Annotated in this window: 25 protein-coding genes; 18 read left to right on the top strand and 7 right to left on the bottom strand. The window is 76.3% G+C overall.

Annotated features, from left to right (window positions below):
- Positions 1–295: 295 nt before the first annotated feature.
- The 4 genes from rfbD (at position 296) to C8D89_RS03910 (ending at position 3305) form a co-directional block, all read left to right on the top strand.
- Positions 296–1201, top strand: coding sequence for a dTDP-4-dehydrorhamnose reductase (gene rfbD / locus C8D89_RS03925; protein WP_116706937.1), 906 nt, complete (start codon positions 296–298; stop codon positions 1199–1201).
- Between the two features lie 70 nt (positions 1202–1271).
- On the top strand, positions 1272–1511 hold the full coding sequence (locus tag C8D89_RS03920) for a hypothetical protein (protein ID WP_133251808.1): 240 nt from the start codon (positions 1272–1274) through the stop codon (positions 1509–1511).
- Positions 1512–1547: 36 nt separating this feature from the next.
- Positions 1548–2417 (top strand): tetratricopeptide repeat protein, encoded by an 870-nt coding sequence (locus C8D89_RS03915; protein ID WP_116706671.1) that lies wholly within the window; start codon positions 1548–1550, stop codon positions 2415–2417.
- Between the two features lie 9 nt (positions 2418–2426).
- Positions 2427–3305, top strand: a complete 879-nt coding sequence (locus C8D89_RS03910; RefSeq protein WP_116706670.1) for a glycosyltransferase family 2 protein — start codon at positions 2427–2429, stop codon at positions 3303–3305.
- Here C8D89_RS03910 and C8D89_RS03905 read toward each other — a convergent pair.
- A complete protein-coding gene (locus tag C8D89_RS03905; protein WP_116706669.1) occupies positions 3302–3889 on the bottom strand; it encodes a TetR/AcrR family transcriptional regulator in 588 nt (195 codons plus the stop codon). The two genes, C8D89_RS03910 and C8D89_RS03905, sit on opposite strands and share 4 nt — an antisense overlap.
- 56 nt (positions 3890–3945) lie before the next feature.
- Between C8D89_RS03905 and C8D89_RS03900 the strand changes: the two genes are divergently transcribed.
- On the top strand, positions 3946–4836 hold the full coding sequence (locus C8D89_RS03900) for an alpha/beta fold hydrolase (protein WP_116706668.1): 891 nt from the start codon (positions 3946–3948) through the stop codon (positions 4834–4836).
- A gap of 186 nt (positions 4837–5022) precedes the next feature.
- Here C8D89_RS03900 and C8D89_RS03895 read toward each other — a convergent pair whose 3' ends face one another.
- Positions 5023–5457 carry a hypothetical protein gene (locus tag C8D89_RS03895; RefSeq protein WP_133251807.1) on the bottom strand — a complete coding sequence of 145 codons (435 nt, stop codon included), beginning with the start codon at positions 5455–5457 and terminating at the stop codon, positions 5023–5025.
- A gap of 185 nt (positions 5458–5642) precedes the next feature.
- Between C8D89_RS03895 and manB the strand changes: the two genes are divergently transcribed.
- A complete protein-coding gene (gene manB / locus C8D89_RS03890; protein WP_116706936.1) occupies positions 5643–6734 on the top strand; it encodes a mannose-1-phosphate guanylyltransferase in 1092 nt (363 codons plus the stop codon).
- Positions 6724–7677 carry a DNA-3-methyladenine glycosylase family protein gene (locus tag C8D89_RS03885; protein WP_423716644.1) on the top strand — a complete coding sequence of 318 codons (954 nt, stop codon included), beginning with the start codon at positions 6724–6726 and terminating at the stop codon, positions 7675–7677. Before manB ends, C8D89_RS03885 begins: the two co-directional genes overlap by 11 nt.
- 9 nt (positions 7678–7686) lie before the next feature.
- Here C8D89_RS03885 and C8D89_RS03880 read toward each other — a convergent pair whose 3' ends face one another.
- From C8D89_RS03880 to C8D89_RS03865, 4 genes are read right to left on the bottom strand one after another with little or no spacing between them, the layout of a single operon-like run.
- Positions 7687–8253: an NUDIX hydrolase gene (locus tag C8D89_RS03880; RefSeq protein ID WP_423716643.1), complete on the bottom strand. Its 567-nt coding sequence runs from the start codon at positions 8251–8253 to the stop codon at positions 7687–7689.
- Positions 8250–9686, bottom strand: a complete 1437-nt coding sequence (locus C8D89_RS03875) for a coenzyme F420-0:L-glutamate ligase (protein WP_116706666.1) — start codon at positions 9684–9686, stop codon at positions 8250–8252. The genes C8D89_RS03880 and C8D89_RS03875 overlap by 4 nt, the downstream gene beginning before the upstream one ends.
- Positions 9679–10635 (bottom strand): 2-phospho-L-lactate transferase, encoded by a 957-nt coding sequence (gene cofD, locus C8D89_RS03870; RefSeq protein ID WP_116706665.1) that lies wholly within the window; start codon positions 10633–10635, stop codon positions 9679–9681. Before cofD ends, C8D89_RS03875 begins: the two co-directional genes overlap by 8 nt.
- Positions 10636–10661: 26 nt before the next feature.
- Positions 10662–11426, bottom strand: coding sequence for a site-2 protease family protein (locus C8D89_RS03865; RefSeq protein WP_116706664.1), 765 nt, complete (start codon positions 11424–11426; stop codon positions 10662–10664).
- 357 nt (positions 11427–11783) lie between these two features.
- On the opposite strand from C8D89_RS03865, the gene C8D89_RS03860 reads away from it, so the two are divergent.
- From C8D89_RS03860 to C8D89_RS03845, 4 genes are all read left to right on the top strand, one after another.
- Complete coding sequence (locus C8D89_RS03860; RefSeq protein ID WP_116706663.1) at positions 11784–12017, top strand: WhiB family transcriptional regulator; 234 nt, start codon at positions 11784–11786, stop codon at positions 12015–12017.
- A gap of 109 nt (positions 12018–12126) precedes the next feature.
- Positions 12127–15708, top strand: coding sequence for a glycosyltransferase family 2 protein (locus tag C8D89_RS03855; RefSeq protein ID WP_116706662.1), 3582 nt, complete (start codon positions 12127–12129; stop codon positions 15706–15708).
- Positions 15709–15826: 118 nt separating this feature from the next.
- Positions 15827–16630, top strand: coding sequence for a leucyl/phenylalanyl-tRNA--protein transferase (locus C8D89_RS03850; protein ID WP_133251806.1), 804 nt, complete (start codon positions 15827–15829; stop codon positions 16628–16630).
- A 38-nt stretch (positions 16631–16668) separates the two neighbouring features.
- Positions 16669–17067, top strand: a complete 399-nt coding sequence (locus tag C8D89_RS03845) for a VOC family protein (RefSeq protein WP_116706660.1) — start codon at positions 16669–16671, stop codon at positions 17065–17067.
- On the opposite strand, the gene C8D89_RS03840 is transcribed toward C8D89_RS03845, so the two are convergent.
- Positions 17064–17474, bottom strand: a complete 411-nt coding sequence (locus C8D89_RS03840) for a metallopeptidase family protein (RefSeq protein ID WP_116706659.1) — start codon at positions 17472–17474, stop codon at positions 17064–17066. The two genes, C8D89_RS03845 and C8D89_RS03840, sit on opposite strands and share 4 nt — an antisense overlap.
- Positions 17475–17655: 181 nt before the next feature.
- On the opposite strand from C8D89_RS03840, the gene C8D89_RS03835 reads away from it, so the two are divergent.
- The 7 genes from C8D89_RS03835 to C8D89_RS03805 all read left to right on the top strand — a co-directional run bounded on the left by C8D89_RS03835 (position 17656) and on the right by C8D89_RS03805 (position 25110).
- Positions 17656–18102 carry a DUF3499 domain-containing protein gene (locus tag C8D89_RS03835; RefSeq protein WP_116706933.1) on the top strand — a complete coding sequence of 149 codons (447 nt, stop codon included), beginning with the start codon at positions 17656–17658 and terminating at the stop codon, positions 18100–18102.
- Positions 18103–18185: 83 nt separating this feature from the next.
- Entirely contained in the window at positions 18186–19628 is a 1443-nt protein-coding gene (locus C8D89_RS03830; protein WP_243417812.1) for a phosphomannomutase/phosphoglucomutase, read from the top strand.
- 23 nt (positions 19629–19651) lie between these two features.
- Positions 19652–19879, top strand: coding sequence for a Trm112 family protein (locus tag C8D89_RS03825; protein WP_116706658.1), 228 nt, complete (start codon positions 19652–19654; stop codon positions 19877–19879).
- A gap of 5 nt (positions 19880–19884) precedes the next feature.
- Entirely contained in the window at positions 19885–21009 is a 1125-nt protein-coding gene (locus C8D89_RS03820) for an SIS domain-containing protein (protein ID WP_243417810.1), read from the top strand.
- A 29-nt stretch (positions 21010–21038) separates the two neighbouring features.
- Positions 21039–22295, top strand: coding sequence for a mannose-6-phosphate isomerase, class I (gene manA / locus C8D89_RS03815; RefSeq protein ID WP_116706656.1), 1257 nt, complete (start codon positions 21039–21041; stop codon positions 22293–22295).
- 83 nt (positions 22296–22378) lie between these two features.
- On the top strand, positions 22379–23332 hold the full coding sequence (locus C8D89_RS03810) for a cation diffusion facilitator family transporter (protein WP_116706655.1): 954 nt from the start codon (positions 22379–22381) through the stop codon (positions 23330–23332).
- A 239-nt stretch (positions 23333–23571) separates the two neighbouring features.
- Positions 23572–25110 (top strand): amino acid permease, encoded by a 1539-nt coding sequence (locus tag C8D89_RS03805; protein WP_116706654.1) that lies wholly within the window; start codon positions 23572–23574, stop codon positions 25108–25110.
- Positions 25111–25131: the final 21 nt, after the last annotated feature.

The raw sequence follows: 25131 nt of genomic DNA, 5'->3' as shown, positions 1-25131 counted from the left end.
CCCGTCGTGGCGCTCGTCCTCGGTCTCCGTGCGATCCCGCCCGCCGCGGCGCTCCCGCTGGGTACCCGCCGGCGCGGAGATCGTCGTACCTCGCAGGCTAGACCGACTCCGACGCCGTCGGGGCTTCTCACCCGTCCGACGGCTCGTCGGCGCGTCGCGGCCACGCCGGGTGAGGAACCCGGCCGCGACCTGCGCGTCACCGAGGTGGACGGTGATCACGGCCGGGGGAGCCGTGGGGCGCGGCGGTGCGACACTGCGGACCGTGATCGATGGGGGGTGGGGTCCGGTGCGGTGGATGGTGACCGGGGCGGGGGGCGCGCTCGGGTCGGACCTGGTGGCGCGCCTCGCCGCCGAGGACGTCCCGCCGAGCGACACCGTGCGTGTCCACGATCGCGCCGGGCTCGACGTCACCGACGCGGGCGCGGTGCGCGAGGCGGTGCACGCGTGGGCGGCGGCGCCGGGCGAGGGCCCCGCGGTGCTGCTCAACGCCGCCGCGTACACGGCCGTCGACCGGGCCGAGACCGACCCGGAGGCGGCCGCGGCAGCGTGGGCGGTCAACGCCGAGGCGCCCGGGCTGCTCGCGGCCGCGTGCGCCGAGGTCGGCGCGACGATGGTCCACGTCTCCACCGACTACGTGCTGGGCCCGCTGCCCGGCGGCGAGACGCGTCCCCTCGAGCCGGAGGACCCCACCGCGCCGGCCGGGGTCTATGCGCGCAGCAAGCTCGCCGGGGAGCAGGCCGTGCGCGCCGCGCTGCCCGGCGCCCACCACGTCGTGCGCACCGCCTGGGTCTACGGCTCGGTCGGGGCCAACTTCGTGCGCACGATGGCCCGCCTCGCCCGCGAGCGCGAGACCGTCGACGTCGTCGACGACCAGCACGGGTCGCCGACGTGGTCCGCCGACCTCGCCGACGGGCTCGTCGCGTTGGCCCGCTCGTCCGCCCCGCCCGGGACGCGACACGCGGCGGGCGGCGGGGCGACGACCTGGTGCGGCCTGGCGCGGGCGGTGTTCGCCGAACTGGGCGCCGATCCCGGGCGCGTGCGCCCCTGCGACACCGCGTCCTTCCCGCGCCCGGCGCCGCGCCCGGCGTGGTCGGTGCTCTCCGACGCGTCGTGGCGCGCCGCGGGCCTGCGGCCCCTACCACCGTGGCGCGAGGCCCTGCACGCGGCCGTGACCCGTCACCCGGAGCTACTGCAGGGCTGATCGGAGCAGTCTCGTAATCCCATCGGTGTCATTCGCGTGTCCTCGGCGCACCGTCGCGCGTTGAACGGTCATGGCTGTGGAGACGGTGCTCCTCGCGCTGCTCGGGCTCGTCGCCGTGTGGCTCGTGATCGACGCCGGGCGGGAACGCCATCGCCTGCGGGCCCGCGTGGCGCGCGACGAGCGGTGGCGGGCCGAGCGGCGCCGCAGCGCACGCCGGGCGGCGCAGGCCGCGGCGGGCCCGGACGCCTGGCGCTACTGGCCGCTGACCCTGCCCTCGGTCGACGACACGTCCCGCGGGCCGCGCCTGTAGCTGCCCTTCCGGCACGCCACCTGGCAGGCTGGCGCGATGGCGGAGGACGCCGAGCCCCTGTGCGACGAGGCCCGCCGGCTGCGGGAGTCCCCGGTCGCCGGGACGGACGAGCACCACGAGGAGCTCGTCACCCTGCTGCGGCGGGCGCTGGCCAGCGGCGAGCCGTCGGCCCCGGGCCTGCTCGCCGCCGTGCACCTCGACCACGGCGAGCGTCGCGATGCCGTCGACCTGCTCGGCCCCCTCGTCCTGGGGCAGCGCCGGGCCGGGCTCGCGGGCCTGCTCGGCGAGACCCTGGCCGCGATGGGTGACCACGACGGTGCCGAGCAGGCCTTCCTCGTCGGGCTCGACGGCGGCGACGCGGCGGCGATGAACGACTACGGGGTCTTCCTGCGCGACCGAGGCCGCACCCAGGAGGCGCTCTACGTCCTCGACCGCGCGGTGCGTGCCGGGGACGACCTGGCCGCGCTCAACCTCGTCGCGCTCCATCTCGAGGAGTTCGAGGACCCGGTGACGGCGACCGAGCTCGCCGAGCGTCTGCACGACGAGGCCAAGCCCTCGACGCTCGTCGCGCTGGCCGACTGCCGCCTCGCGGCCGGCGAGATCGACGAGGCCGGCGAGCTGTACCGCCGCGCGGCCGAGGGCGGCGGGGCGTGCGCGCACATCTACTACGGCTGGTTCCTGCGCGACCGCCGTGACGACCTCGCCGGCGCGGAGGAGCAGCTGCGCCGGGCCCACGAGGTCGGCGAGCCGGGCGCGGCCTTCCACCTCGGACGCTTCCTGTTCGACCACGGCCGCCCGGACGAGGCGGCGCCCTACTTCGAGGAGGCGGCCTGGCACGGCGACCCGGACGCCGTCGCCGTGCTCGAGGCCGAGTACCGCGGGCTGGTGGACCAGTACGACGACTGAACGTGCAGGATGCGGGCCGTGACCCCTCCCGCCTACGGACCCGGTCTGGCCGTCGTCTGCGTGACCTACTCGCCGGGCGAGTCGCTCGGCGAGTTCCTCACGTCGCTGGACAAGGCCACGACACGCCCGTACCGCGTGGTGCTGGCCGACAACGGCTCGGTCGACGGTGCTCCGGAGGCCGCCGCGGCCGCCGACGAGCGCGTGGAGCTGCTCCGGATCGGCGAGAACGTCGGCTACGGGGCGGCCGCGAACCGGGCGGTGGCGGGGCTGCCCGCCGACGTCGGGTGGGTGCTCGTCGCCAACCCCGACATCGTCTGCGGGCCGGGGGCGCTCGACGCGCTGCTCGCGGCCGGCGAGCGGTGGCCGCGTGCGGGGAGCCTCGGGCCGCTCATCCGCACGGGCGGCGACGTCTACCCCTCCGCGCGCCTGCAGCCCTCGCTGGGTCGCGGGCTGGGCCACGCGCTGTTCGCCGCGGTGTGGCCCGCCAACCCGTGGACGCGCTCGTACCGCCAGGAGGGCGCGGTGGCCGAGCGCGCCGCCGGCTGGCTGTCGGGGTCCTGCGTGCTGCTGCGTCGCGAGGCCTGGGAGTCCGTCGACGGCTTCGACCCGCGCTACTTCATGTACTTCGAGGACGTCGACCTCGGCGACCGCCTCGGGCACGCGGGCTGGCTGAACGTCTACGTGCCGGACGCCGAGGTCGTGCACACCGGCGGGCACGCCACCGAGCGCGACGCCCCGACCTCGGCGCGGATGCTCGCCGAGCACCATCGCAGCGCCTACCGCTTCCTCGCCGACCGCTACCGCGGCGCCCGCTGGGCCCCGCTGCGCGTCGCACTGCGTGCGGGGCTGGGGCTGCGGGCGCGCACCGGGGTGCGGGCGAGCCCCTAGGCCAGACGCTCGAGGTACCGGTCGAGCGCGGCCAGCGCCGAGTCGGGCGTGTGCCGGTCGACGAGCAGCGAGTCGGCCAGGCCCCCGACCAGCGCGTGCAGCACCTCGGCCTCCCCCACCGGGTCGACCGAGGCCGCCAGCGCGCCGGTGTCCCGGGCGCGCGCCAGCCCGTCGGCGAGCGCGGCGAGGATCTCCTCCTCGCCGGTGCGCAGGCGCTCGCGCGCGACCGGGTCGACCACCGCGCGGACCAGGAACGCGGACCCCACCAGGGCGTCCGCCCGGGCGTCGTCGTCGAGCGGCAGCAGGCCCGCGAGCAGGGCGCGGACGACGGCGAGCGGCTCGCTCCCGGCGGCGAGCACGCGCGCCCGCACCCGCTCGCCGAGGCGCTCGCGCAGCGCCGTCGCGGCGAAGGCCAGCAGCTCCTCGCGGCTGCCGAAGTAGTGCTGCACGCGGCCCTTCGACACCCCGGCCTCCGTGGCGACGGAGGCCAGGCTCGCCGCCTCCAGACCCTCGCGCGCGGCGAGGCGCCACAGCGCCGCCGCGATCTCGTGCCGGCGCGCGTCGTGGTCGACGATCTTCGGCATCACGGTCCGATCGGCTTGCGACGAGCGTGGACCCTTCTTTACGGTCCGATCGTATCGTGAAGCGGGGAGGCGCGATGGGGATCGGCGGGTTCGTCGACGAAGCGGCGCGCACGCGCCACCGCAGCGCGCTGGACGCGGCCATGGCGGTGCTGCCGCCGCACGCGTCCCACGACGTCCCGACGGTGTTCGGCATCGTGCGCGTCCACCGCTTCGGCGGCCACCACTCCGACGGCGGTCCCGGGCGGCCGGTGCTCCTGCTGCCCGGACGCCTCGGCACGACGGCGATGTGGGCGCCGAACCTGCCCGCCCTCGTCGCGCGCCGGCCGGTGTGGGCGCTCGATCCGCTCGGCGAGCCCGGCGCGAGCGAGCAGACCGCGCCGATCACCGGGGACGCCGACCAGGCCGCCTGGCTGGCCGAGGTCGTGGGTGCCCTCGGCGGCCCGCTGCACGTCGTCGGGGCGTCACTGGGTGCGCGGTGGGGCCTCGAGCTGGCCGTGCGCCACCCGGCCGGGGTGGCTTCGCTCGCCCTGCTCGAACCGGCGCACACCCTCTCCCGCCTGCGGCCCGGGTTCGTGGCGACGTCGCTCCTCGCGGCGGTGCCGGGACTGCACGGGCTCGTCCTGCGCCACGCCGGCGGCGGGTCACCGCCCGCGGACGACCCGCTCACCCCGGTCCTGGTGCTCGGCGGCACGGCCTACCGGCTGCGACTCGCCCCGCCCGGCTACCCGTCCGACGCGGCGCTGCGCTCGCTGGGGATGCCGGTGCTGGCGCTGCTCGGCGGGCGCAGCACCGTCGGGCACGCGGCGCGCGGTGCCCGACGGGCGCGGGCGCTGATCGCCGACGTCGAGGTCGAGGTGTGGCCGGAGGCGACGCACGCGCTGCCGAGCTCGCACGCCGAGCGCGTCGACGAGCGGCTGGCCGCCTTCCACGCGCGGGCGGACCGGTGACCCCGGCGCGCCGGGGGCGCGGGTCTGCTGCTCGACGCCGTGCTGGGCGTCGTCCTCGCCTACTCGGCGCCCGTCGACGTGGTGCCCGTGACCACGGCCCGGGGCCGAGTGGTGCTGCTGGTGGTCCTGCAGGTGGTCACCCAGGTGCTGCTGCGCCGCCCGGTGCACCGGGAGCTGGTTGTTCGGCTAGCGGCCGAAGAGCCGGCGCCACCAGGACCGGCGGGGCGCGGGGGTGTCGTCCCGGCCGTCGCGCCCGTCCTCGGGGCGGGCCTCGTCGGCGGGGAAGGGGCTGGCGGGGAACGGCGAGGTGCCGGGGTGGGCCGGTCCGCGCTGGGCGCCGAGGCGCACCGTGGCCGGGTCCTGCCCGTCCGGCCCGTCCGGCGGCGTCCGGTGGTGCCCGTTGGCCGGGCGCCGGCCGTCCTGGGGCAGGCGCTGGGTGAGGTCGGGGTCGGTACCGCCGCGGTACCCCGACGCCGTGGCGTGCGGCAGGACGGTGGTCATCGAGGCGTCGAAGGGGGAGACGGCGGTGTCGGGCGTGATCACGTCCTCGTCACGCTCCGTGGCGCGCTGGGACGCGTGCGCGATGGCTTCCTGGGCACGCTCCCACGCGTTCGAGGCCACCACGACCCTCCTGCTCGTTCCCCCGACGGGCGGGTCCGTCCCCGGTCAGCGCCGTCCGGCCCCCGGGGAGGGTCCACACTATCGCCCGCGGTCACGATTCGTCATCGACGAGGGGGTCACGGGTGGTGCTCACAGGGGACACGGCGGGGGACACCGCGGGGGACACGGCCGGGGACACGGCGGTCATCGACCCGGCGGGGACCGCCGCGGTCGTGCTGGTCGGCGGGCAGGGCAGCAGGCTGCGCCCGCTCACGCTCCGCACGCCGAAGCCGATGCTGCCGACGGCCGGGGTGCCGTTCCTGGCCCACCTGCTCTCGCGTATCGCGGCGGCCGGCATCCGGCGGGTCGTGCTCGGCACGGCCTACCGCGCGGAGGTGTTCGAGGCGTTCCTCGGCGGGGGCGTCCCCGGCGGCCTCGAGGGCCTCGACCTGGAGTGCCGCGAGGAGCCCGAGCCGATGGGCACCGGCGGCGGCATCCGCTACGCCGCGGAGGCCCTGGGACCCGACTACGACGAGGTCGTCGTGTTCAACGGCGACATCCTCTCCGGTGTCGACGTCCGCGCCGTGGTCGGCGAGCACCGGGCCGCGAGCGCCGACGCGACGCTGCACCTCGTCCGCGTGCCCGACCCCACCGCCTTCGGCTGCGTGCCCACCGACGACGACGGGCGGGTCACCGCGTTCCTCGAGAAGACGCTCGCGCCGCCGACCGACCAGGTCAACGCCGGTTGCTACGTCTTCCGCCGGGACGTCCTCGACACGATCCCCGCCGGGCGGGCGGTGTCGGTGGAGCGCGAGACCTTTCCCGGCCTGCTCGAGGGCGGCGCGCGGCTGCAGGGCCACGTCGAGTCCTCCTACTGGCTCGACCTCGGCACCCCGGCCTCCTTCGTGCGCGGCAGCGCCGACCTCGTCCAGGGCGCGGCCCCCACCGCGGCGCTGCCCGGGCCCGTCGGCACGGCGCTGCTGCTGCCCGGCGCGAAGGTCGCGGCGTCGGCGTCGCTCACCGACGGCACCACCGTCGGCGCCGAGGTGCAGATCGGGGAGGGCAGCCGCGTCTCGGGCTCGGTGCTCATGGACGGCGCGCGGATCGGCGACGGCGCCCTCGTCGAGCGCTCGGTGATCGGGCCGGGCGCGTCCATCGGCGACGACACGGTGGTGCGCGACGCCGTCGTCGCCGAGGGTGCCGCGATCGGCGCGTCGTGCGAGCTGCTCGCCGGCCTGCGGGTCTGGCCCGGCCTCGTCGTCCCCGACGGCGGTCTGCGATTCTCGGGTGGTGCCTGAGGTCGGTGCTGCTCCGGTCCCACCGGTCGCCGAGCGGACCTGGCGCCCCGACTTCGTGCTCGACGTCCGCGCCCTGCTCGCGCCGCTGCGCCGCGGGAAGGGCGATCCCACGTTCCGTACCGGCACCGACGCCTCCGGCGGGGCCGGGGTGCTCTGGCGCGCGACGCACACCCCGGACGGGCCGGGCACGCTCGCGCTGTCGCGGCGCGACGGCGAGGTGCACGCCCGGGCCTGGGGGCCCGGTGCGGCGTGGGTGCTCGACGGGGTGCCGGCGCTGCTCGGTGCCGAGGACGACGACGCCGGCTTCGTCGGGCACCACCCGCTGGTCGCCGAGACGCGCCGGCGCATGCCGGGCCTGCGCCTCGGGGCGACGCGCACGGTGTGGGACGTGCTCCTGCCCGCGATCCTCGAGCAGAAGGTGACCGGCGTGGAGGCGCGGCGGTCGTTCCGCGAGCTGTGCCGGCGCTTCGGCGACGACGCGCCCGGTCCCGTCCCGCGCGGGATGAAGCTGCCGCCGACCCCGCGGCAGATCCGGGCCGTCCCCGACTGGGAGTGGCACCGCGCCGGCGTCGACCAGGCCCGCCGCCGGGCGATCCTCGCCGCGGCCGCCGTGGCCCACCGCCTGGAGAAGGCCGCCGAGCTGCGCGGCGAGGCCGGGCGCGCGCTGCTGCAGAAGGTGCCGGGGATCGGTGTGTGGACCGCCGCGGAGGTGGCCCAGCGGTCCTGGGGCGACCCCGACGCGGTGAGCGTCGGCGACTTCCACATCCCCGCGACGGTCGGCTGGGCCCTCGTGGGCCGCAAGCTCGACGACGACGGGATGCTCGAGGTGCTCGCCTGCTACGCGCCGCAGCGCCAGCGCGCCGTGCGCTACATCGAGGCCTCGGGTTTCCGGCGCCCGCGCTTCGGCCCGCGGTTCTCGCCCAAGGACTACCGGAGCTGGTGACCGGCCGTCTCAGGCCGGCGCCCGCCCGAAGGCGACGCTGTCGGGCAGCTCGGCGAGCGGCCACCAGCGCAGGTCGAGGGACTCCTCGCTGATCGTCTCGACGGCGCCGGCGGGGGCGCGGACCAGGAACCGCACGTCGAGATGGCGGGTGGGCACACCCAGCGAGCACGTCAGCGGGTGGACCTCGGCGTGCACGGGCTCGGGGTCGACGACGAGGCCCTCGATGCCCGACTCCTCGGTCGCCTCGCGGAGCGCGGCGCCGGCGAGCGTCGTGTCGTCGGGCTCGATGTGCCCGCCGAGCTGCACCCAGGTACCGATGCGCGGGTGCAGCGTGAGCAGGGCGTGCTCGCCCGCGGCGTCCAGCACCAGTGCGGACGCGGTGAGGTGGCCGGGCACGCAGGCCCGGGCGCACGCGTCGGGCCGCGCGTCCAGGTAGGCCAACAGGGCCTGGCGCACCGAGTCGAGCTCGCGCGCGGCGGGACGCCAGCCGGCGAGGACGGCGCGGGCGTCGGCGTGCACCGCGGCCGTGCGCACGGCGGCGCGGGTGGCGGCGGCCAGGGTCGGCTCGTGGGTCACGGGATCTCCACCCACCGGTCGTCGACGGTCAGCTCGCCGCGGGGCGGCGGTGCGGTCGTGGGGTGCCCGACGGCGACGGCGCCGAGCGGCTCCCAGTCGGTGGGCAGCGCGAGCACCGCGCGGACGACGTCCGGGGCGAAGATGGTCGAGGAGACCCAGCACGAGCCGAGCCCCTCGGCGGCCAGCGCGACCAGCAGGCCCTGCACCGCCGCACCGCCGGCGACGGTGAACATCGTGTGCTCGGCCGCCGTCCGGCGCGCGTCGGGGTAGGCGTGGGCACCGGCTGCGGGAGAGGCGACGAGGAACGGCAGCACGACCTCGGGCGCGGTGCGCAGCAGGTCGCCGCGGGCCACCCGCCGGGCCACGGCCTCCTCGGACAGGCCGTCCCCCCGCAGGTCCGCGCGCCACGCGTCGGCCATCGCGTCGAGCAGGCGGGTGCGCACCTCCGCCGAGACCAGGCGGACGAACCGCACGGGCCGGGTGTGGTGCGGCGCCGGCGCGGTGAGCGCGGCGGCCCCGGCCCGGCGCAGCGCGTCGGGGTCGACGGGCGTGTCGGCGAACTCCCGGATCGAGCGCCGCGCGGGGACGGCGTCACGGCGCCCCTGCGCCAGGGCCTCCGCGGTGCCCAGCCGGAACAGGTCCTCCTCGACCGGGCGGACGAGGTCGGCACCCCGGGCGGTCTCCGAGCGCAGGGTCGCCGGCAGCCCGCGCACGACCGCGACCGGGACGCCGCCGAGCTTGCCCTTGACGAGGTCGGCGGCCGCGGCCACCTCGTCGGCCACGGCGACCTCGGTGACGACGAGCTCGTTGCCCTGCGCGTCGACCGCCCCGGCGTAGGCGTGCACGACCTCCAGGCCCGCCGCGCCGATCGCCGCGTCGGTCTGGCCCGTCCGCCACGTCCGGCCCATGGTGTCGGTCACGACCACGGCGACGTCGACCCCGAGCCGCGCCCGCAGCGCCGTGCGCAGCGCCGCGGCCGACGCGTCCGGGTCCTCGGGCAGCAGCGCCACCTCGTCGCCGGCCACGTTCGACGCGTCGATCCCGGCCGCGGCCTGCACGATCCCCAACCGGTTGGCGACGATCTTGGTGCGGCCCTTGGTGGCGAGCAGGCGCACGGTCTCCCGGTCGACCAGCGCGCGACGGGCCGCGTCGCGGTCCTCGGGGTCGGCGGGCACGCGCACCAGCCGGCCCTCGATCTTCGAGAGCACCTTCGACGTGACCACCACCACGTCGCCGTCGGCGATCGTGCCGTCGAGCGCGGCGGCCAGCGCCGCGGCGAGGTCGTCGCCGGGGCGGAACTCGGGCAGCCCCGTGACGCCCCAGAGCGTCAGCCCGCCGGCGGCGTGGTCCGGGTGCGGGGGAGCGAGGGACGCCCTGACCGCGTGCGACGCCGCGGGGGCGCCCCTCGCTGCGTCGGCGGGTCCGTCAGACACCCGCGACCTCGTACGCCGCGCGGACCATCGCCGCGGTGGTGTCGGGGTCGGTCATCATCAGCGGCACCTCGCGGACCTCGACCCCGGGCACGTCCGCCCCGTCGCCCGGGGCCACGAGCCACCCGTCCAGCAGCCCGCCGGTGCTCCGCGCGCCGTACCAGCGGCCGACGCCCTCGGCGCTGACCGGCACCTCCACCGCCGCGAGGCAGGCCTCGGCCATCCCGCGCACCGCCTGTCCGCCGACGATCGGCGACACGCCCACGATCCTCCCCGGCGCCGCGGCCAGCGCCGGCCGCATGCCCGGCACGTCGACGATCGTGTGGATGCTGACCACCGGGTTCGACGGCGCGACGAGCACGACGTCGGCGTCGGCGACGGCGGCGAGCGCGTCGGGGCACGCCGTCGCCTGGTCGCGCCCGACCGAGGCGAACGAGTGCGCGGGCAGCGCCGCGCGGTGGCGCACCCACCACTCCTGGAAGTGGATGGCCTTGCGCTGAGGGGGGTCGTCGCCGGTGTCCACCACGACGTGGGTCTCGATCCGGTCGTCGCTGGCGGGGATCAGGTCGACCCCCGGGGCCCAGCGGTGGCACAGCGCGGCGGTGACCTGCGAGAGCGGGTAGCCCGCGCGCAGCATCCGCGTGCGCACGAGGTGGGTGGCGACGTCGCGGTCGCCGAGGCCGAACCACGTCGGGTCGGCGCCGTAGGCCTCGAGCTCCTCGCGCACCGACCAGGTCTCCTTGGCCCGGCCCCAGCCCCGCTCCGGGTCGATGCCCGCACCGAGCGTGTACATGCACGTGTCGAGGTCGGGGCAGACGCGCAGGCCGTGCAGCCAGATGTCGTCGCCGATGTTGACCACCGCGCGGATGGCGTCGCCGGGCGCCGCGGCGGCCTTGACGCCCTGCAGGAACCGGGCGCCGCCGACGCCCCCGACCAGAACGGTGACCTTCACGGTGCCATCGTCCTCTCCGCGCCGGCTCAGCCCAGCAGGCGGGCGAACTGCACGTTGCCCAGCCGCGCGAGCGTCCCGTCGCCGCCGACGAGCGACCACAGCGACTCGGACACCGCGAAGAGCAGCGCGGAGGCGCCGGGGAGCAGGAAGATCAGCAGGATGATCGCGAACGGGGCGTAGGGCGCGACCCGCGCCGCGGTCGTGCGCGTGCCCCACGGCAGGTACGGGTCGATGACGCCCCAGCCGTCGAGGCCCGGGATCGGCAGCACGTTCAGCACGAACGTCAGGACCTGGATGATGCCGAGGAACGCCAGGGCGGCGGCGAGCGGCAGCGGCGGGGCGGTGAGCGCGATCCCGATCGCGATCACGGCGGCGAGCAGGAGGTTCGCCAGCGGCCCGGCCAGCGACACCGCGCTGATCGCCACCCGCGAGCGCAGCGCCGCGCGCTGGATCCAGACCGCGCCGCCGGGCAGGGGGATACCCCCGATGAGCAGGAAGAGCAGCGGCAGGACCAGCGTCAGCCCGATGTTGGCGTAGCGGCGGATGTCCAGCGTGAGGTAGCCGCGGTCGCGCACCGAGTGGTCGCCGCAACGGTCGGCGGTCAGCGCGTGGGAGAACTCGTGCAGGCACAGCGACACCGCCCACCCGGCGAGCACGAGCAGCACGGTCCCGCCGACGACGGCGCCCCGCGCGGGCACGAGTGTCAGCGCGCCCCCCGCGACGGTCAGCGCCACGAGGACCAGGAAGATGGGGCTGACCGGGGAGCGCAGCCGGGAGACGGGGGGAGCCACGGGCTCCAGTGTCCCCGCGGGCGGGCGTGCCCCGCCCGCCCGCCCCGACGGTGCGGCACCAGTGCGTTGCTACGGACAGCGCATGACGTTCACCGCACGTGACGACCGTCCGTCGCGACATGCGGCCACACGGGGCCCCCGCCTTGACCCGGATGGAACGACACCGGTGTAATTCGTACGCGATGACACGTCGGTGCGGGGCCGGCGCCTCGTCCGTCTCAGTGGGGGCCGGGGGGAGTCGGAGGCGAGGGGAGCGTCGTGAACGGTGCGGAGAGCGGGTCGGTGGTGCTGGGCGGTACAGGGCAGGCAGGACGCGGGCCACAGACGGGGCTGAGGGACGTCCTGTCCGAGCTGGCCATGGTGACCGAGGACGAGCAGGAGTGGCAGGAGCGCGCGCTGTGCGCGCAGACCGACCCCGAGGCGTTCTTCCCGGAGAAGGGCGGCAGCACCCGGGAGGCCAAGCAGATCTGCAACAGCTGTGAGGTCCGCACCGAGTGCCTCGAGTACGCGCTCGGGCACGACGAGCGTTTCGGGATCTGGGGCGGGCTCTCCGAGCGCGAGCGCCGTCGCCTCAAGCGTCGCGTGGTCTGAGCGCCCCGCCCCGGGCCGGGCCGCGCGATCCCGGCGGCTATCGTCGGCCGCCTGATCGGAGCGTGGGCGCCCCTCGGGTGGCGACCCGAGGGGGAAGGACGACGCGCCCGTGGCTGGAGCCTCCCCGGTGGCGCCGGTGCTCGGCGTGCTGGTGTGCCACGACGGCGAGACCTGGCTGCCCGAGACCCTCGCGGCCCTCGCGCGCCAGACACGGCGCCCGCGCCGGGTGATCGCGGTCGACACGGGCTCCACGGACGGCACCGCCGGCCTCCTCGCGGCCAGCAACCAGGTCGACGTGGTGCTGCGCATGCCCCACGACACCGGGTTCGCCGAGGCGGTGCACACCGCCGTCGACGACGCCGACCGCCGCTGGGGACGCGGTGCCGGCTCCTCGGGCTCCGGCGACTGGATCTGGGTCCTCCACGACGACGCGGCGCCCGCCCCGGACTGCCTCCAGGTCCTGCTCTCGGTCGCCGACGCCTCCCCGTCCGCGGCCGTGCTCGGACCGCTCGTCCTCGACTGGGACGAGCCCCGCCTCGTCGTCGAGGCCGGGGTGTCGATCGACGCCTCGGGCTCGCGGCAGACCGGCATCGGTGCCGACGAGCTCGACCTCGGCCAGTTCGCCACCAACTCCGAGGTGCTCGCCGTCGGCTCGGCGGGCTCGCTCGTGCGGCGCCGCGAGTGGGACTCCCTGGGCGGCTTCGACACCGCGCTGGGCCTGCTGCGCGAGGACGTCGACTACGGCTGGCGGGTCAACCGCGCCGGCGGCCTGGTCCTGTGCACCCCCTCGGCCCGGCTGCGCCACGCCCGCGCGCTCTCGGTGCGTGCGCGGACCCTCGACACCGCGGGCGTCGACCCCCGCTACCGCGCCACCGACCGCGCCCATGGCGTCCGGACGTTCCTGGCCAACTGCTCGACGCCGGCGTTCGTGCTGGGCCTCGTGCGCCTGCCCGTGCTCGCCGTCCTGCGCGCCCTGGGCCTGCTGCTGGTGCGCCGGGCCCGCGCGGCGGGCGCCGAGCTGGCCGGCGTGGCCCGGGTCCTCGGTTCCGGACCGGGCGTCGCGGACCTCGCCGACGCCCGGCGCCGGCGCAGCACCGGCGCCACCGCCCTGCCCCGCGAGCTGCGCGGACTCTTGACCAGCCGCACGACGCGGCTGCGCAACGCCGTGCGTGGCGGGCTGACCTCGCTGGTGCGCGGACGCCTGCGCGAGGAGCTCGACCTCGGCCGCCTGCCCGAGTGGGCCGAGCGCGGCTCCCGGCCCGGGACGGCCGGGAGCGGGGACGGGGCCGCGCCGCGGCGGGCCGTGGGTCCCGAGGCCCTCGCGGCGGGGGCGGGCGCGGGCGTGCGCCGCACGCGTCGCACCGCGGGCCTGCGTCGCCCCGGCGAGTCCCTGGCCGTCGCGCTGCCCGGGCCGCGGACGCCCGCGGACGACACCTCCGCCGCCGGCGACGCCACCGAGCTCATCGGCGCGACCTCGGCGACCTCGGCGACCCCGGCCACGTCGGAGCCCCCCACCGCGCCGGGTGAGCGCGTGGTCGTCGTCCCGATCACGGCGGGCCGGGTCGCCCGTGAGCTGCTGCTCGCCCCGCCGCTGCTGCTCGTCATCGGCCTGACCCTGGTCTCGCTCGCCACCCAGCGCGCGCGGCTCGGCCTGGGGCTCGCGGGCGGGCGGATCGCGGAGGTCCCGGGGCTGCGCGAGCTCTGGTCGTCCTACCTCGCGGCCTGGCACCCCGCGGCCGGCGGCACCGGGGCGCCCGCACCCGCCGCGCTGGCCGTGGTCGGGGCCCTCGGCGGGCCGGCGGTGCCCCTGGGCGGCCCGCCCGCCGCCGTGTCGATCCTGCTCGTCGCGGCCCTGCCCCTGGCCGGGCTGAGCGCTTACCTCGCCACCCGCGAGCTGCGCGTCGGGCGCGTGCTGCGCGCGCTCGCCGGCGCGGCCTACGCCCTGCTCGGCGTGCCGGCGGGGGCGGTCGCGCAGGGCCGGCTCGACGGGGTCGTGGCGGCGGTGCTCCTCCCGCTCGTGCTCGCCGGCGTCGTCGCCGTGCTGCGCGGCGTCCGCACGTCCGGCCGGCGCGGCTCGTGGTGGAGCACCGCGGCCGGCACCGCGCTCGCCCTCGGGGTCGTCAGCGCGTTCGCGCCGCTCGTGCACGCCCTGGTGCTCGTCGTCGTGGTCGTCGGCTTCGTGCTGGTCCCCGCGCCGCCGAAGGCCGCGGGGCGGCGGGCCATGTCGCTGGCCGTGATCGTCGTGCTGCCGGTGCTGCTGCTCCTGCCCTGGCCGACCGTGCTGCTCACCTCACCCGAGGTGCTGCTGCACGGCACCGGCGCCCCGGTACCCGAGCGCTACGTCGCCGCCCTCGACGTCCTCGCCCTCGACCCCGGCGGGCCCGGCACGGTGCCCTGGGCGGGGCTCGCCCTCGTCGTCGCGGCCGTCGGCGGCGCGCTGATCGCCCCCCGACGTGCGGCGATCCCCGGTCTGGCGCTGCTCGTGCTGGGCATCGTCGCCGCCGGCGTCGTGGGGTCGTTCGCGCTACCCCCGCTCCCGGGCGGCGACCCGCGCCCGGGCTGGACCGGCCCGGCCCTCGCCCTGGCGACCGCCGGCGCGCTGTGGAGCGTGCTGGCCCAGGTCGCCGCGGCGCGCACCGAGCCGCTCGGGCAGCTGCTCGGCCGCCGGGACCGACCCGAGCGCGCGCCACTGCGCCGGGGCGAGTCGGAGCTCGACCTCGGGGGCGCGGGCCTGACCGGACGCCTGGCCGGCGCGGCCGAACGGGTCGGCGCCGGGGCCTCCGGGCTGGCCCGGCGACTGCGACCCCGGCGGAGCGAGACCGGCGAGCGGGACCGCAGCGCCCGCCGGGCCCGCGGCGTCGCCGTACCGGTGCTCGCGGTGGCCGTCGCGACGCTCGCCGTCGTGACGGTGCTGGGCGGCGGGGCGGGCCCGCTCGCCGACACCCGCGCGCCGACCCTGGCGGCACCGCTGGCCGACGAGCTGGCGCGCAGTGGGGCCGGCGTCGCCGTGGTCACCCGCGACGCCGACACCACCCGCCGCGCCGGGCCCGGCCTGCCCCGCTACGGCGACGACGACCACGCCCCGGTCGGCGCGGCGCCGGCCCGGCTGCAGCGCGACGTGCGGGCCCTGCTGTCGGGCGACCCGGCCACGGTGCAGGCGGGTGTGGCCGAGCTCGCGACGGCCGGCACCGGCGCCGTCGTGCTTCCCGACGCGGCCACCGCCCGCGCCGTGCGCGCGGCGGCCGGCCCGCTGCTCGCCGACGCCCCGCCGGTCTCCGACGGACGCCCCGTGGTCCGGGTCGCGCTGCCGGTCGCGAGCGCGGTGCTGCTCGAGCCCCCGATCTCCGACGACGCCACCGAGGCCCGCGCCGCGCCGCGACGGGCCGCCGGCATCACCCCGGTCCCCTCCGATCTGCCCACGGTCGCAGCGCGCGTGTCCCCGGGCGCGGACCGGCGCCTGCTCGTCGTGGCCGCGGAGCTCGAGTCCGGCTGGAGCGCCACGGTCGGCGGCGCACCCGCCCCGATCGTGCCGGCCTGGGGCCACCTCGTCGGCGTCACCGTCGGGCCCGAGGGCGGCCCGGTGGTCGTCGACCGCGACAGCACCACCCGCCTGTTGCTCCTGCTCCTGCAGCTCGCGCTGGTGCTCTTCACCGCGATCTCGGCCCTGCCGTCGCGGACGCGGCTGGACTAGAGCGGGTCCGACGGGCCGTGGGGTCCAGGGCCGGGTGGCGCGGAGCCCCTGACCAGCCCCACCAGGGCATGCCCGGTCGGGCCGGGGCGACAGCCACGGTTCGGTAGCGTCCGGGGTCGTGACGAGCTCAGCGACTCGTGCCGCCGTGACCAAGCGTGCCCGGAGGGTCGCGGTCGTTGCCGTCCGGACCGTGATGCTCGGCGCCGCACGCGTCGTCGCCCGGGTGGTCGACCCGGGCCCGATCGCGATCTGGCTCATGCGCGGTGCGCGGAACCCGGCAGAGGCCTCCGCCCGCGTCCTGCCGGAGATCGATGCTCTGATACCGCCCGAGCCGGCCAACGTCGTGGCCAACTATCTGCGGGGTGGGGTGCTGTTGGGCCTGCCCGGCCGTCAGGACGTGCGGTTCCACTACCGCTGGGATCCCGAGCGCGGCGTGATCGACGAGCAGTCGAAGCGGATCCCGAAGCGCATCCGCACCATCGAGCGGCGCCTGGGCTTCGACGTGCGGTACGACCATGACTTCGAAGCGGTGCTCGAGGCCACGCGGCGGGAGGACACGTGGATCACCGACGAGATCAAGGCGGCGTACCTGCGCCTGCACGAGCTGGGGTTCGCGTCGTCCATCGCCGTCTACCAGGGCGATGAGCTCGTCGGTGGGCTGTGGGGGATCGAGGTCGGCAGCAGCTTCGGGCTCTTGAGCGTGTTCCACCGGGTCGACCACGCCGGTTCGATGGCGCTCATCGCCATGGTGAACCAGGTCGGCGACGGGCTGCGGTGGCAGCTGGTCGACGTCGGGCTGGTGAGGCCGTCGTTCGAGCGGTTCGGTGCCCACGCGGTGCCCGTCGACGAGTTCGTCGGTCGGGTCCTGGCGGGCCTCGCGTCCGACGGGCCGGAGCACAGCAGGTCGGTGACCGGCAGCTAGAGGGTGCGCCGTCAGGGGTCGGCCCTACGGTCGGCGACGTGTTCGACCACGTCGGTTTCCCCTGTCGCGACGTCGAGACCTCCGTCGCCTTCTACACCGCGGTGTTCGCGCCGCTCGGCATGGCCGTCGGCCTGCGCATCCCCACGGGCCCGCCCGGCGCGCCCGAGGTCGTCGGGCTCGGTGCCGACGGCCACCCGTCGTTCTGGCTCGCGCCGGGCCACGCCGTCGAGCAGGAGCTGCACATCGCCTTCCGCGCGCCCGACCGGGCCGCCGTCGACGCGGTGCACGACGCCGCCCTCGCCCACGGGGCGGAGGTGCTCCACGCCCCGCGGGTCTGGCCCGAGTACCACCCGGGCTACTACGGCGTCTTCCTGCGCGACCCCGACGGCCACAACGTCGAGGCCGTCCACCACACCTTCGAGGGCGTGGGCCCCTAGTCCTCGTCGCCCGCGATGGTGTCGGGCTCGACGCCGAGGTAGCCCGCGACCTGCTCGACGAGCACGTCGTGCAGGAGGTCGGCGAGGTCCTCACCGTCGAGGGCGCGCGCCTCCAGCGGGCGGCGGTAGAGCACGATGCGCGCCCGGGTCACCGCGCCGCGGCGGTCCATGCCCGCGGGCACGAGGCGCGCGAGCGGCACCTCGCCGTCGCCCAGGACGGCGTCGTCGTCCACCGGGGAGTGGTCGGTGGCGGCGGGCACCTCGGGCACGTCGTCGACGGCGACGTCGAGGTCGGCGAGCTCGGCGCTCCAGCGCTCCTCGATCGGCTCCAGGGCCTCGAGGACGAGGGCGTCGAAGCGTTCGGCGCGCGTGCGCGCGGCCGGGGATCCTGACGGGTAGAGCGGCATCCGCAGACCCCGCCCGCGGCGGTCGCGGCGCCGCCGGCGCGGCCGGGCGGCGGGCGTGCCGCTGCGGCGGCTCGCGCTCCTCGTCACGACCGGGAAGCGTACGCGCGGCGGGACCCCCGCGGACCGACGCGCCCCGCGCGCCTGCGCGGTCCACGCGTCCGTCCGGGCTATCGTGCGCGATGTGCGAGGAGTGCGGAAGTGCTCACGGACCGGGTGTGGTCATGCGGCCGTGGCCACCCTGACCTATGTCTACTCGGACTCGACCGCCGTGGTCGGTCCGCTGGCGACGAGCGCCGAGCCGCACTCCTACGACCTCTGCGAGCGTCACGCCGTACGCCTCACCGCTCCGCGCGGATGGGAGGTCGTGCGCTACGAGGGCGACTTCCCGGCCGAGCCGTCGGCCGACGATCTCACCGCCCTGGCCGAGGCCGTCCGCGAGGCCGGGCGGGCCGACCGCCCGCTGGGGACCACCGAGGGCCGGCGCATCACCGCGGGCCACGGTGCCGCGACCGCGTCGTCCGCGGGCCTGCCGCCCGTGGCCTCGCCGGGCGTGGCCGCGGGCATGACCGGCGCCCCCACCGGACGCCGCGGCCACCTGCGGGTCCTGCCCGATCCCGCGTCCTCCTGACACGCCCGAGGGCGACCCACCGTTCGGCGGACGCGCCGTCCCGTCGGGCACACCCCCGTGGGCCCGGCCGATAGGCTGGTGTCGTGTCCAGCACACCGTCCGCCGCCACGGCGCCCGACCGTGCCCAGGTGATCGACCAGGTCATCAAGGCCTACGACATCCGCGGCCTCGTCGGTTCCCAGCTCGACGAGACGTTCGTGCGCGACGTCGGTGCGGCGTTCGCGCGCCTGCTGCTCGACGAGCGGGATGGCCCGGGCTCCGGTCTCGGCGGGGGCGAGGGCGTCGTGGTCGCGCACGACATGCGCGAGTCGTCGCCGAAGCTCGCCGGAGCGTTCGCCGACGGCGTCACGGCGCTGGGTGTCGACGTCGTGCACATCGGCCTCGCCAGCACCGACATGCTGTACTACGCCTCCGGGGCACTCGAGATGCCCGGCGCGATGTTCACCGCGAGCCACAACCCCGCGACCTACAACGGCATCAAGCTCTGCCGCGCCGGCGCGTCGCCGGTGGGGCAGGACTCCGGGCTCGACGAGATCGCCGCGATGCTCGACCGCGGACCCGGCGAGGCCACCCCCGACGTCGGCGGCGGTGAGCGCGGCGGCGTCACCCACCGCGACCTGCTCGACGACTACGCGGCGTTCCTGCGCTCGTTGGTCGACCTGTCGGGCATCCGCTCGCTGTCGATCGTGGTCGACGCGGGCAACGGTATGGCCGGGCACACCGTGCCCGCGGTACTCGACCCGCTCCCGATCGAGGTCGAGCCCCTGTTCTTCGAGCTCGACGGCACCTTCCCCAACCACGAGGCCAACCCGCTGGACCCGGACAACCTCCAGGACCTCCAGCGCAAGGTCATCACCCTCGGCCGCGTCGACGCAGGGCTCGCCTTCGACGGCGACGCCGACCGCGTGTTCCTCGTCGACGAGAAGGGCGACGCGGTCAGCCCGAGCGCCATCACCGCGCTGGTCGCCACCCGCGAGCTGGGCAAGCACCCGGGCTCCACGGTGATCCACAATCTGATCACCTCCCGCGCCGTGCCGGAGATCATCACCGAGGCCGGGGGTACGCCGCGCCGCAGCCGCGTGGGCCACTCGTTCATCAAGGCGACCATGGCCGAGACCGACGCCGTCTTCGGCGGCGAGCACTCGGCGCACTACTACTTCCGCGACTTCTGGCGCGCCGACTCCGGCATGCTCGCCGCGCTGCACATCCTCGCCGCGCTCGGCGAGCAGGACCGCCCGCTGTCCGAGCTCATGGCGCAGTACTCCCGCTACGCGGCCTCCGGCGAGATCAACTCGACGGTGGACGACGCGCAGGCGGTGATGGCCGAGGTCGAGCAGACGTACGGTGCCCGCGAGGGCGTCACCACCGACGACCTCGACGGCCTGACGGTCGTGCTGCCCGACGGGGCCTGGTTCAACCTGCGGCCGTCGAACACCGAGCCGCTGCTGCGGCTCAACGTCGAGGCGGCCGACGAGGACGCCGTCGCGGCGCTGCGCGACGAGGTCCTCGCGCTCGTGCGCCGCTGATCGAGACCGAGAGGAGACCCACCGTGCCGCTCGGTCTGGACGCCGACCTGCTCGAGATCCTGGCGTGCCCCGCGCCCGATCACGGGGCGCTGCGCCCCGGCACGCCCGACGACCCCGAGGCGGCGGCGCTGACGTGCACCGTCTGCGGCCGGCGCTACCCGGTCACGGACGGCATCCCGGTGCTCCTGCTGTCCGAGGCCACCGGGGGACCCCCGGAGGACGCCGCGGAGCCGGACCTCCAGAAGGGGTGAGTCGCGTGCTCGACGACGCCCTGCTCTCCGACGAGCCGCGCCTGATCGCCGCCGACCGTGACGGCACGCTGCGCGCGGTGGCCACCGCGGGCGCCCAGGTCCGGGCCACGTGGTCGGCCGCGCAGGACGCCGGCGTCCCCGGCGACCTCGCCGGCCTGCGCCCCCGCGCCCTGATCCTCCTGACGCGCCCGGGCACCACCGAGTCCGCGTGCCGCCTGATGGCCGCCCTGCTCACGCCGACGGCGCCGCTGCCGGTGATCGTCACGACCGTGGCGCCGCCGTGGCTCGGCCCGCTCGACGTCGTCGTCGCCACCCACCGCGGCCGGGAGGGCGACCCGGTCGAGGCGGAGGTGGCCGACTCGGTGGACCGCGCGGTGCGCCGCGGGGCCCACGTCGTGCTCACCGGCCCCGGCGACGGACCGGCCGCCGCCGCGGGCGCCGGGCGCGCGCTGGCCGTCGTACCGCGGCTGAGCGTCGGGGTCCCCGGCGAGGACCTCGACGGCCTCGACACCGCCACCGTTCTCGCCACCGGGCTGGTCGTGGCCCGGTCGCTGGACCTGCTCGGCCTCGACCCCGACGTGCTGGCCGACCGTCTCGACGCCGAGGCCGAGCGCGACGGCCCCCGCGGCGAGGCGTTCGTCAACCCGGCCAAGAGCCTGGCGCTGCGCCTGGCCGAGCGCACGCCGTTGCTGTGGGGCGCCGACCCGATCGCGGGACTGGTCGCGGGTTACGGGGCCACCGTGCTGGCCACCCACGCGGGGGTCGTGGCCCAGGCCAGCACCATCGCGGCCGCGGCGATGCAGCCGGCGCTGCGGGCCCGCCTGCAGGAGAGTTCCGGGGAGGCGTCCATCTTCGCCGACCCCTTCGACGACCCGGCCCCGGCGGCCCCGCCGCCCCGGCTGGTGCTGCTCGCCGTGCGCGAGGACCTCGCGGTGCGGCGACTGGTCGCGGACGTCGGTGCCCGACACCCGGGCGCGGATGTCGTGGAGATCGACGACGTCGACCTGGCCGGGGAGGGACCGGTCGCCGACGCGCTGCGCGCGGCCGTGCTGGCCACCCGCCTCGACTTCACCGCGGTCTACCTCGGCCTGGCCCTCGGGGCCCGCGTGCCGGGTGTCCGCACGGGTTAGACACCCGTACTCGAGAGAGGCACTGTGACGTGGAGGTCCTCAGGGGCAGCGTGCGCACGTACACGTGGGGCTCACGGACGCACCTCGCCGAGCTGCTGGGCGAGGAGGTCCCGTCGCCGCACCCGCAGGCCGAGCTCTGGCTCGGCGCGCACCGCGACGAGCCCTCGCGCCTGAACGGGCACGGCACCGACGGCGGCACGGGTGGCACCGACGGCGTGCGGACGCTGACCGACGTCCTGGCGGCCGATCCCCTCGGCACGCTCGGCCCGGCGCGCCGCGAGCGCTGGTCGGGCCGGCTGCCCTACCTGCTCAAGGTGCTCGCCGCCGAGGAACCGCTGAGCCTGCAGGCCCACCCGTCGGCCGAGCAGGCCGCGGCGGGCTACGCGCGCGAGGAGGCCGCGGGCGTGCCGCGCACCGCGGCGGAGCGGAACTACCCCGACCCGCTGCCCAAGCCGGAGATCCTCTGCGCGCTCACCGAGTTCCACGCGCTCGCGGGCTTCCGGCCTGCGGACGGCACGGTGCGGCTGCTGCGCGCCCTCGACGTGCGTGCGCTCGACCACCACACCGAGCTGCTCGCGGCCCAGCCCGACGCCGACGGGCTGCGCGCGCTGTTCACCACGTGGATCACGCTGCCCCAGCGCGCGGTGGACGAGCTCGTGCCCGCGCTGCTCGAGGGCTGCGTGGCGCACGTGCGCGAGCGGGGGGATTTCACGGCCGAGGCCCGCACGCTGCTCGACCTCGGCGAGCGCTATCCCGGCGACGCCGGCGTGCTCGCCGCGCTGCTGCTCAACCGCGTGTCCCTGGCGCCGGGACAGTGCCTCTACCAACCGGCGGGCTCGCCGCACTCGTACCTGTCGGGCTGCGGCGTCGAGCTCATGGCCAACTCCGACAACGTCCTGCGCTGCGGCCTGACACCCAAGCACGTCGACGTGCCCGAGCTGCTCCGCGTGCTGGACTTCGCGCCGGGCGAGCCGCCGCTGCTGCAGGGGGACGGGACCGGCGCGGTGACGCGGTACGCGCCGTCGGAGTACTTCAGCCTGGCGCGGTGCGCGTTCGACGACGCCGACGACGACGCGCCGCCCGACCCCGTCGCCCTCGGCGTGGAGGGCCCGCGCATCGCGATCGCGGTGGCGGGCAGCGTGCGCCTGCGCTCGGCGCGGGGGCAGGAGCACGTCGTCGCGCGCGGCACGGCGGCGTGGGTGCCGGCCTGCGACGGGCCCGTCACGGTCGAGCCGGTCGAGCGCCCGGCGCTGGCGTTCGTCGCCGCCGACGGCCTCTGCCCGTGAGTCCCGGGCGCGCCTGACCCCCGCGCCGCTGCTCGCGCTACCTTCACGGGCACCACACCCCGACCGGTCCACCTGGAGGGCCCGTGTCCGCATCCGGAGGCGGCAAGGCGATCCTCGCCGCGCTCGCGGCCAACGCCGGCATCGCCGTGGCCAAGTTCATCGGCTTCGCGATCACCGGTTCGTCGTCGATGCTCGCCGAGGGCGTGCACTCGGTGGCCGACACGAGCAACCAGGGCCTGCTGCTGCTCGGGCGCAAGCGGGCCCGGCGGTCCGCCGACCGCGAGCATCCGTTCGGCTACGGGCGCGACCGGTTCTTCTACGCGTTCGTCGTCGCCCTGCTGATCTTCACGCTCGGCTCCGTGTTCGCGCTGTACGAGGGCATCCACAAGCTCTCCGGCTCCGACGAGCTGACCAGCCCGATCGTCGCCGTCGTGATCCTCGTCGTCGCGATCGCGCTGGAGACCTACAGCTTCCGCACGGCGGTCAAGGAGTCGCGCGAGCTCAAGGGCGACCAGTCGTGGTGGGGCTTCATCCGGAACTCGGTCAACCCCGAGCTGCCGGTCGTCCTGCTCGAGGACCTCGGGGCGCTCGTCGGTCTGATCCTGGCCCTCGGCGGCGTGGGCCTGTCCGTCCTGACCGGTGACGTCATCTGGGACGCGATCGGCACGATCTGCATCGGTGTCCTGCTCGGCGTCATCGCGATCATCCTCATCATCGAGACGAAGAGCCTGCTCCTCGGCGAGGGCGTGAGCGACCGGCGGGCCCACGCGATCACCGACGCGCTGGTCGGCGGGCCCGTCGAGCGGGTGATCCACCTGCGGACCCAGTACATCGGTCCGGAGGAGCTGCTGGTCGCGGCGAAGATCGCGGTGCCCGCCTCGCTGTCCACGGCCGACGTGGCGCGGGCGATCGACGACGCCGAGGAACGGCTGCGCTCGGCGATGCCCGAGGCCCGGATCGTGTACCTGGAGCCCGACCTCGACCGCACCGGCTCCGAGGCAGGTCTCGACGACGCCCTGGACCCGACGCCGAGCTGAGTCCCGACGCCGAGCTGAGTCCCGACGCCGAGCTGAGTCCCGACGCCGAGCTGAGTCCCGACGCCGAGCTGAGTCCGGGCGCCGCGGGGGAATCCGCCCAAATCACCCACGCAGCGTGACGATTCCGCCACGCAAGGTGGCCTCGGTGACCTCGCGGGAGCCCTGCCGGGCGTAACGTCCCCGCCGTCGCCACAGGGGGTGGCGGCCGCGTGCGGGCACGCGGGAGCGGGGGAGCGGGCATGACGGCGACCACCCCACGATCCGGGATCTTCCGGACGAAGTCGGTCGAGCAGTCCATCGCCGACACCGACGAGCCGGACAGCAAGCTCCGGCGCGACCTCGGCGCACTGGACCTCACGATCTTCGGTGTCTCGGTGCTCATCGGCGCCGGCATCTTCACCATCACCGCGCGGGTCGCCGGGGACATCACCGGTCCCTCGATCGCGATCTCGTTCGTCATCGCCGCGATCGCCTGCGGGTTCGCCGGTCTGTGCTACGCCGAGTTCGCCTCGACGGTGCCGGTGGCCGGCAGCGCGTACACGTTCTCCTACGCCACGTTCGGCGAGTTCATCGCGTGGATCATCGGCTGGGACCTCATCCTGGAGTACGCGCTCGGGGCCGCGGTGGTGTCGAAGGCGTGGTCGTCCTACCTCGGCGAGATCTTCGCGCTGGTCGGGCTGCCCGAGCGGGCGTCGGTCGAGCTGGGACCGCTCACGTTCGACTGGGGCGCGATCCTCGTCATCGCGGTGCTCACGGCCGTGCTCGTGGCGGGCATCAAGCTCTCGAGCCGGGTGAGCGCCGTCGTCACCGGCATCAAGGTGCTCGTCGTCCTGCTCGTCATCGGCGTGGGTCTGGCCTACGTGCAGGCGCAGAACTACTCGCCGTTCATCCCGCCGTCGGGCGGCGAGCGGGCGTCGGAGGGCGGGCTCGACGCCTCGCTGCTCTCGCTGGTGGCGGGCAGCGAGGGCTCGACCTTCGGGATCTACGGCCTGCTCGCGGGTGCGTCGCTGGTCTTCTTCGCGTTCATCGGCTTCGACGCGGTGTCCACCACCGCCGAGGAGACGCGCAACCCGCAGAAGGACCTGCCGCGCGGCATCCTCGGCTCGCTCGGGGTCGTCACGGTCCTCTACGTCGCGACGTCGCTGGTCGTCGTGGGGATGGTGCCCTACACCGAGCTGGCGACCGACCCCGCCACCGGTGACACCGCCACGCTCGCCACCGCGTTCTCGCTGGTCGGGGCGGACTGGGCGTCCACGATCATCTCGATCGGCGCCATCGCCGGCCTCACCACCGTCGTCCTCGTGCTCATGCTCGGCCAGAGCCGGGTGTTCTTCGCGATGAGCCGCGACGGCCTGCTCCCGCGCACCCTCGCGCGCGTGGGATCGCGGGGCACGCCCGTGAAGATCACGGTCATCATCGGGACGTTCTGCGCGGTGCTGGCCGGCTTCTTCCCCGCCGACGAGCTCGAGTCGATGGTCAACATCGGCACGCTGTTCGCGTTCGTGCTCGTGGCCGCCGGCACGGTCTACCTGCGCCGCGCCCGCCCCGACCTGCCGCGCAGCTTCACCGTCCGGGGGCTGCCCGTCGTCGCCGCGCTCGCGGTGCTCAGCTGCGTGTGGTTGATGATCAACCTGACCGTCGAGACGTGGATCCGGTTCGTCGTCTGGATGGTGCTCGGAGTCGTGATCTTCTTCGTGTACTCGCGGCGGAACTCGGTGCTCGGGCGCCGGGAGCGCGGCGAGACGGGCCCGACCCCCGCGCCCACCCAGCCGCAGTGACGGTGCGGCGGGGGCGCCGAC

Source organism: Actinomycetospora cinnamomea (assembly GCF_003096675.1).
In the GTDB taxonomy this organism is placed as follows: Bacteria; Actinomycetota; Actinomycetes; order Mycobacteriales; family Pseudonocardiaceae; genus Actinomycetospora; species Actinomycetospora cinnamomea.
The sequence above is the reverse complement of the archived record's forward strand: the minus strand, read 5'-3'. Positions and strand labels throughout refer to the sequence as shown.

What these genes read in the sequence shown, in the direction of transcription:
- rfbD (WP_116706937.1), top strand. Translation starts at nt 296, where the DNA reads ATGGTGACCGGGGCGGGGGGCGCGCTCGGGTCGGACCTGGTGGCGCGC.
- C8D89_RS03920 (WP_133251808.1), top strand. Translation starts at nt 1,272, where the DNA reads ATGGCTGTGGAGACGGTGCTCCTCGCGCTGCTCGGGCTCGTCGCCGTG.
- C8D89_RS03915 (WP_116706671.1), top strand. Translation starts at nt 1,548, where the DNA reads ATGGCGGAGGACGCCGAGCCCCTGTGCGACGAGGCCCGCCGGCTGCGG.
- C8D89_RS03910 (WP_116706670.1), top strand. Translation starts at nt 2,427, where the DNA reads ATGCGGGCCGTGACCCCTCCCGCCTACGGACCCGGTCTGGCCGTCGTC.
- C8D89_RS03905 (WP_116706669.1), bottom strand. Translation starts at nt 3,889, where the DNA reads ATGCCGAAGATCGTCGACCACGACGCGCGCCGGCACGAGATCGCGGCG.
- C8D89_RS03860 (WP_116706663.1), top strand. Translation starts at nt 11,784, where the DNA reads ATGGTGACCGAGGACGAGCAGGAGTGGCAGGAGCGCGCGCTGTGCGCG.
- C8D89_RS03840 (WP_116706659.1), bottom strand. Translation starts at nt 17,474, where the DNA reads ATGCCGCTCTACCCGTCAGGATCCCCGGCCGCGCGCACGCGCGCCGAA.
- C8D89_RS03805 (WP_116706654.1), top strand. Translation starts at nt 23,572, where the DNA reads ATGACGGCGACCACCCCACGATCCGGGATCTTCCGGACGAAGTCGGTC.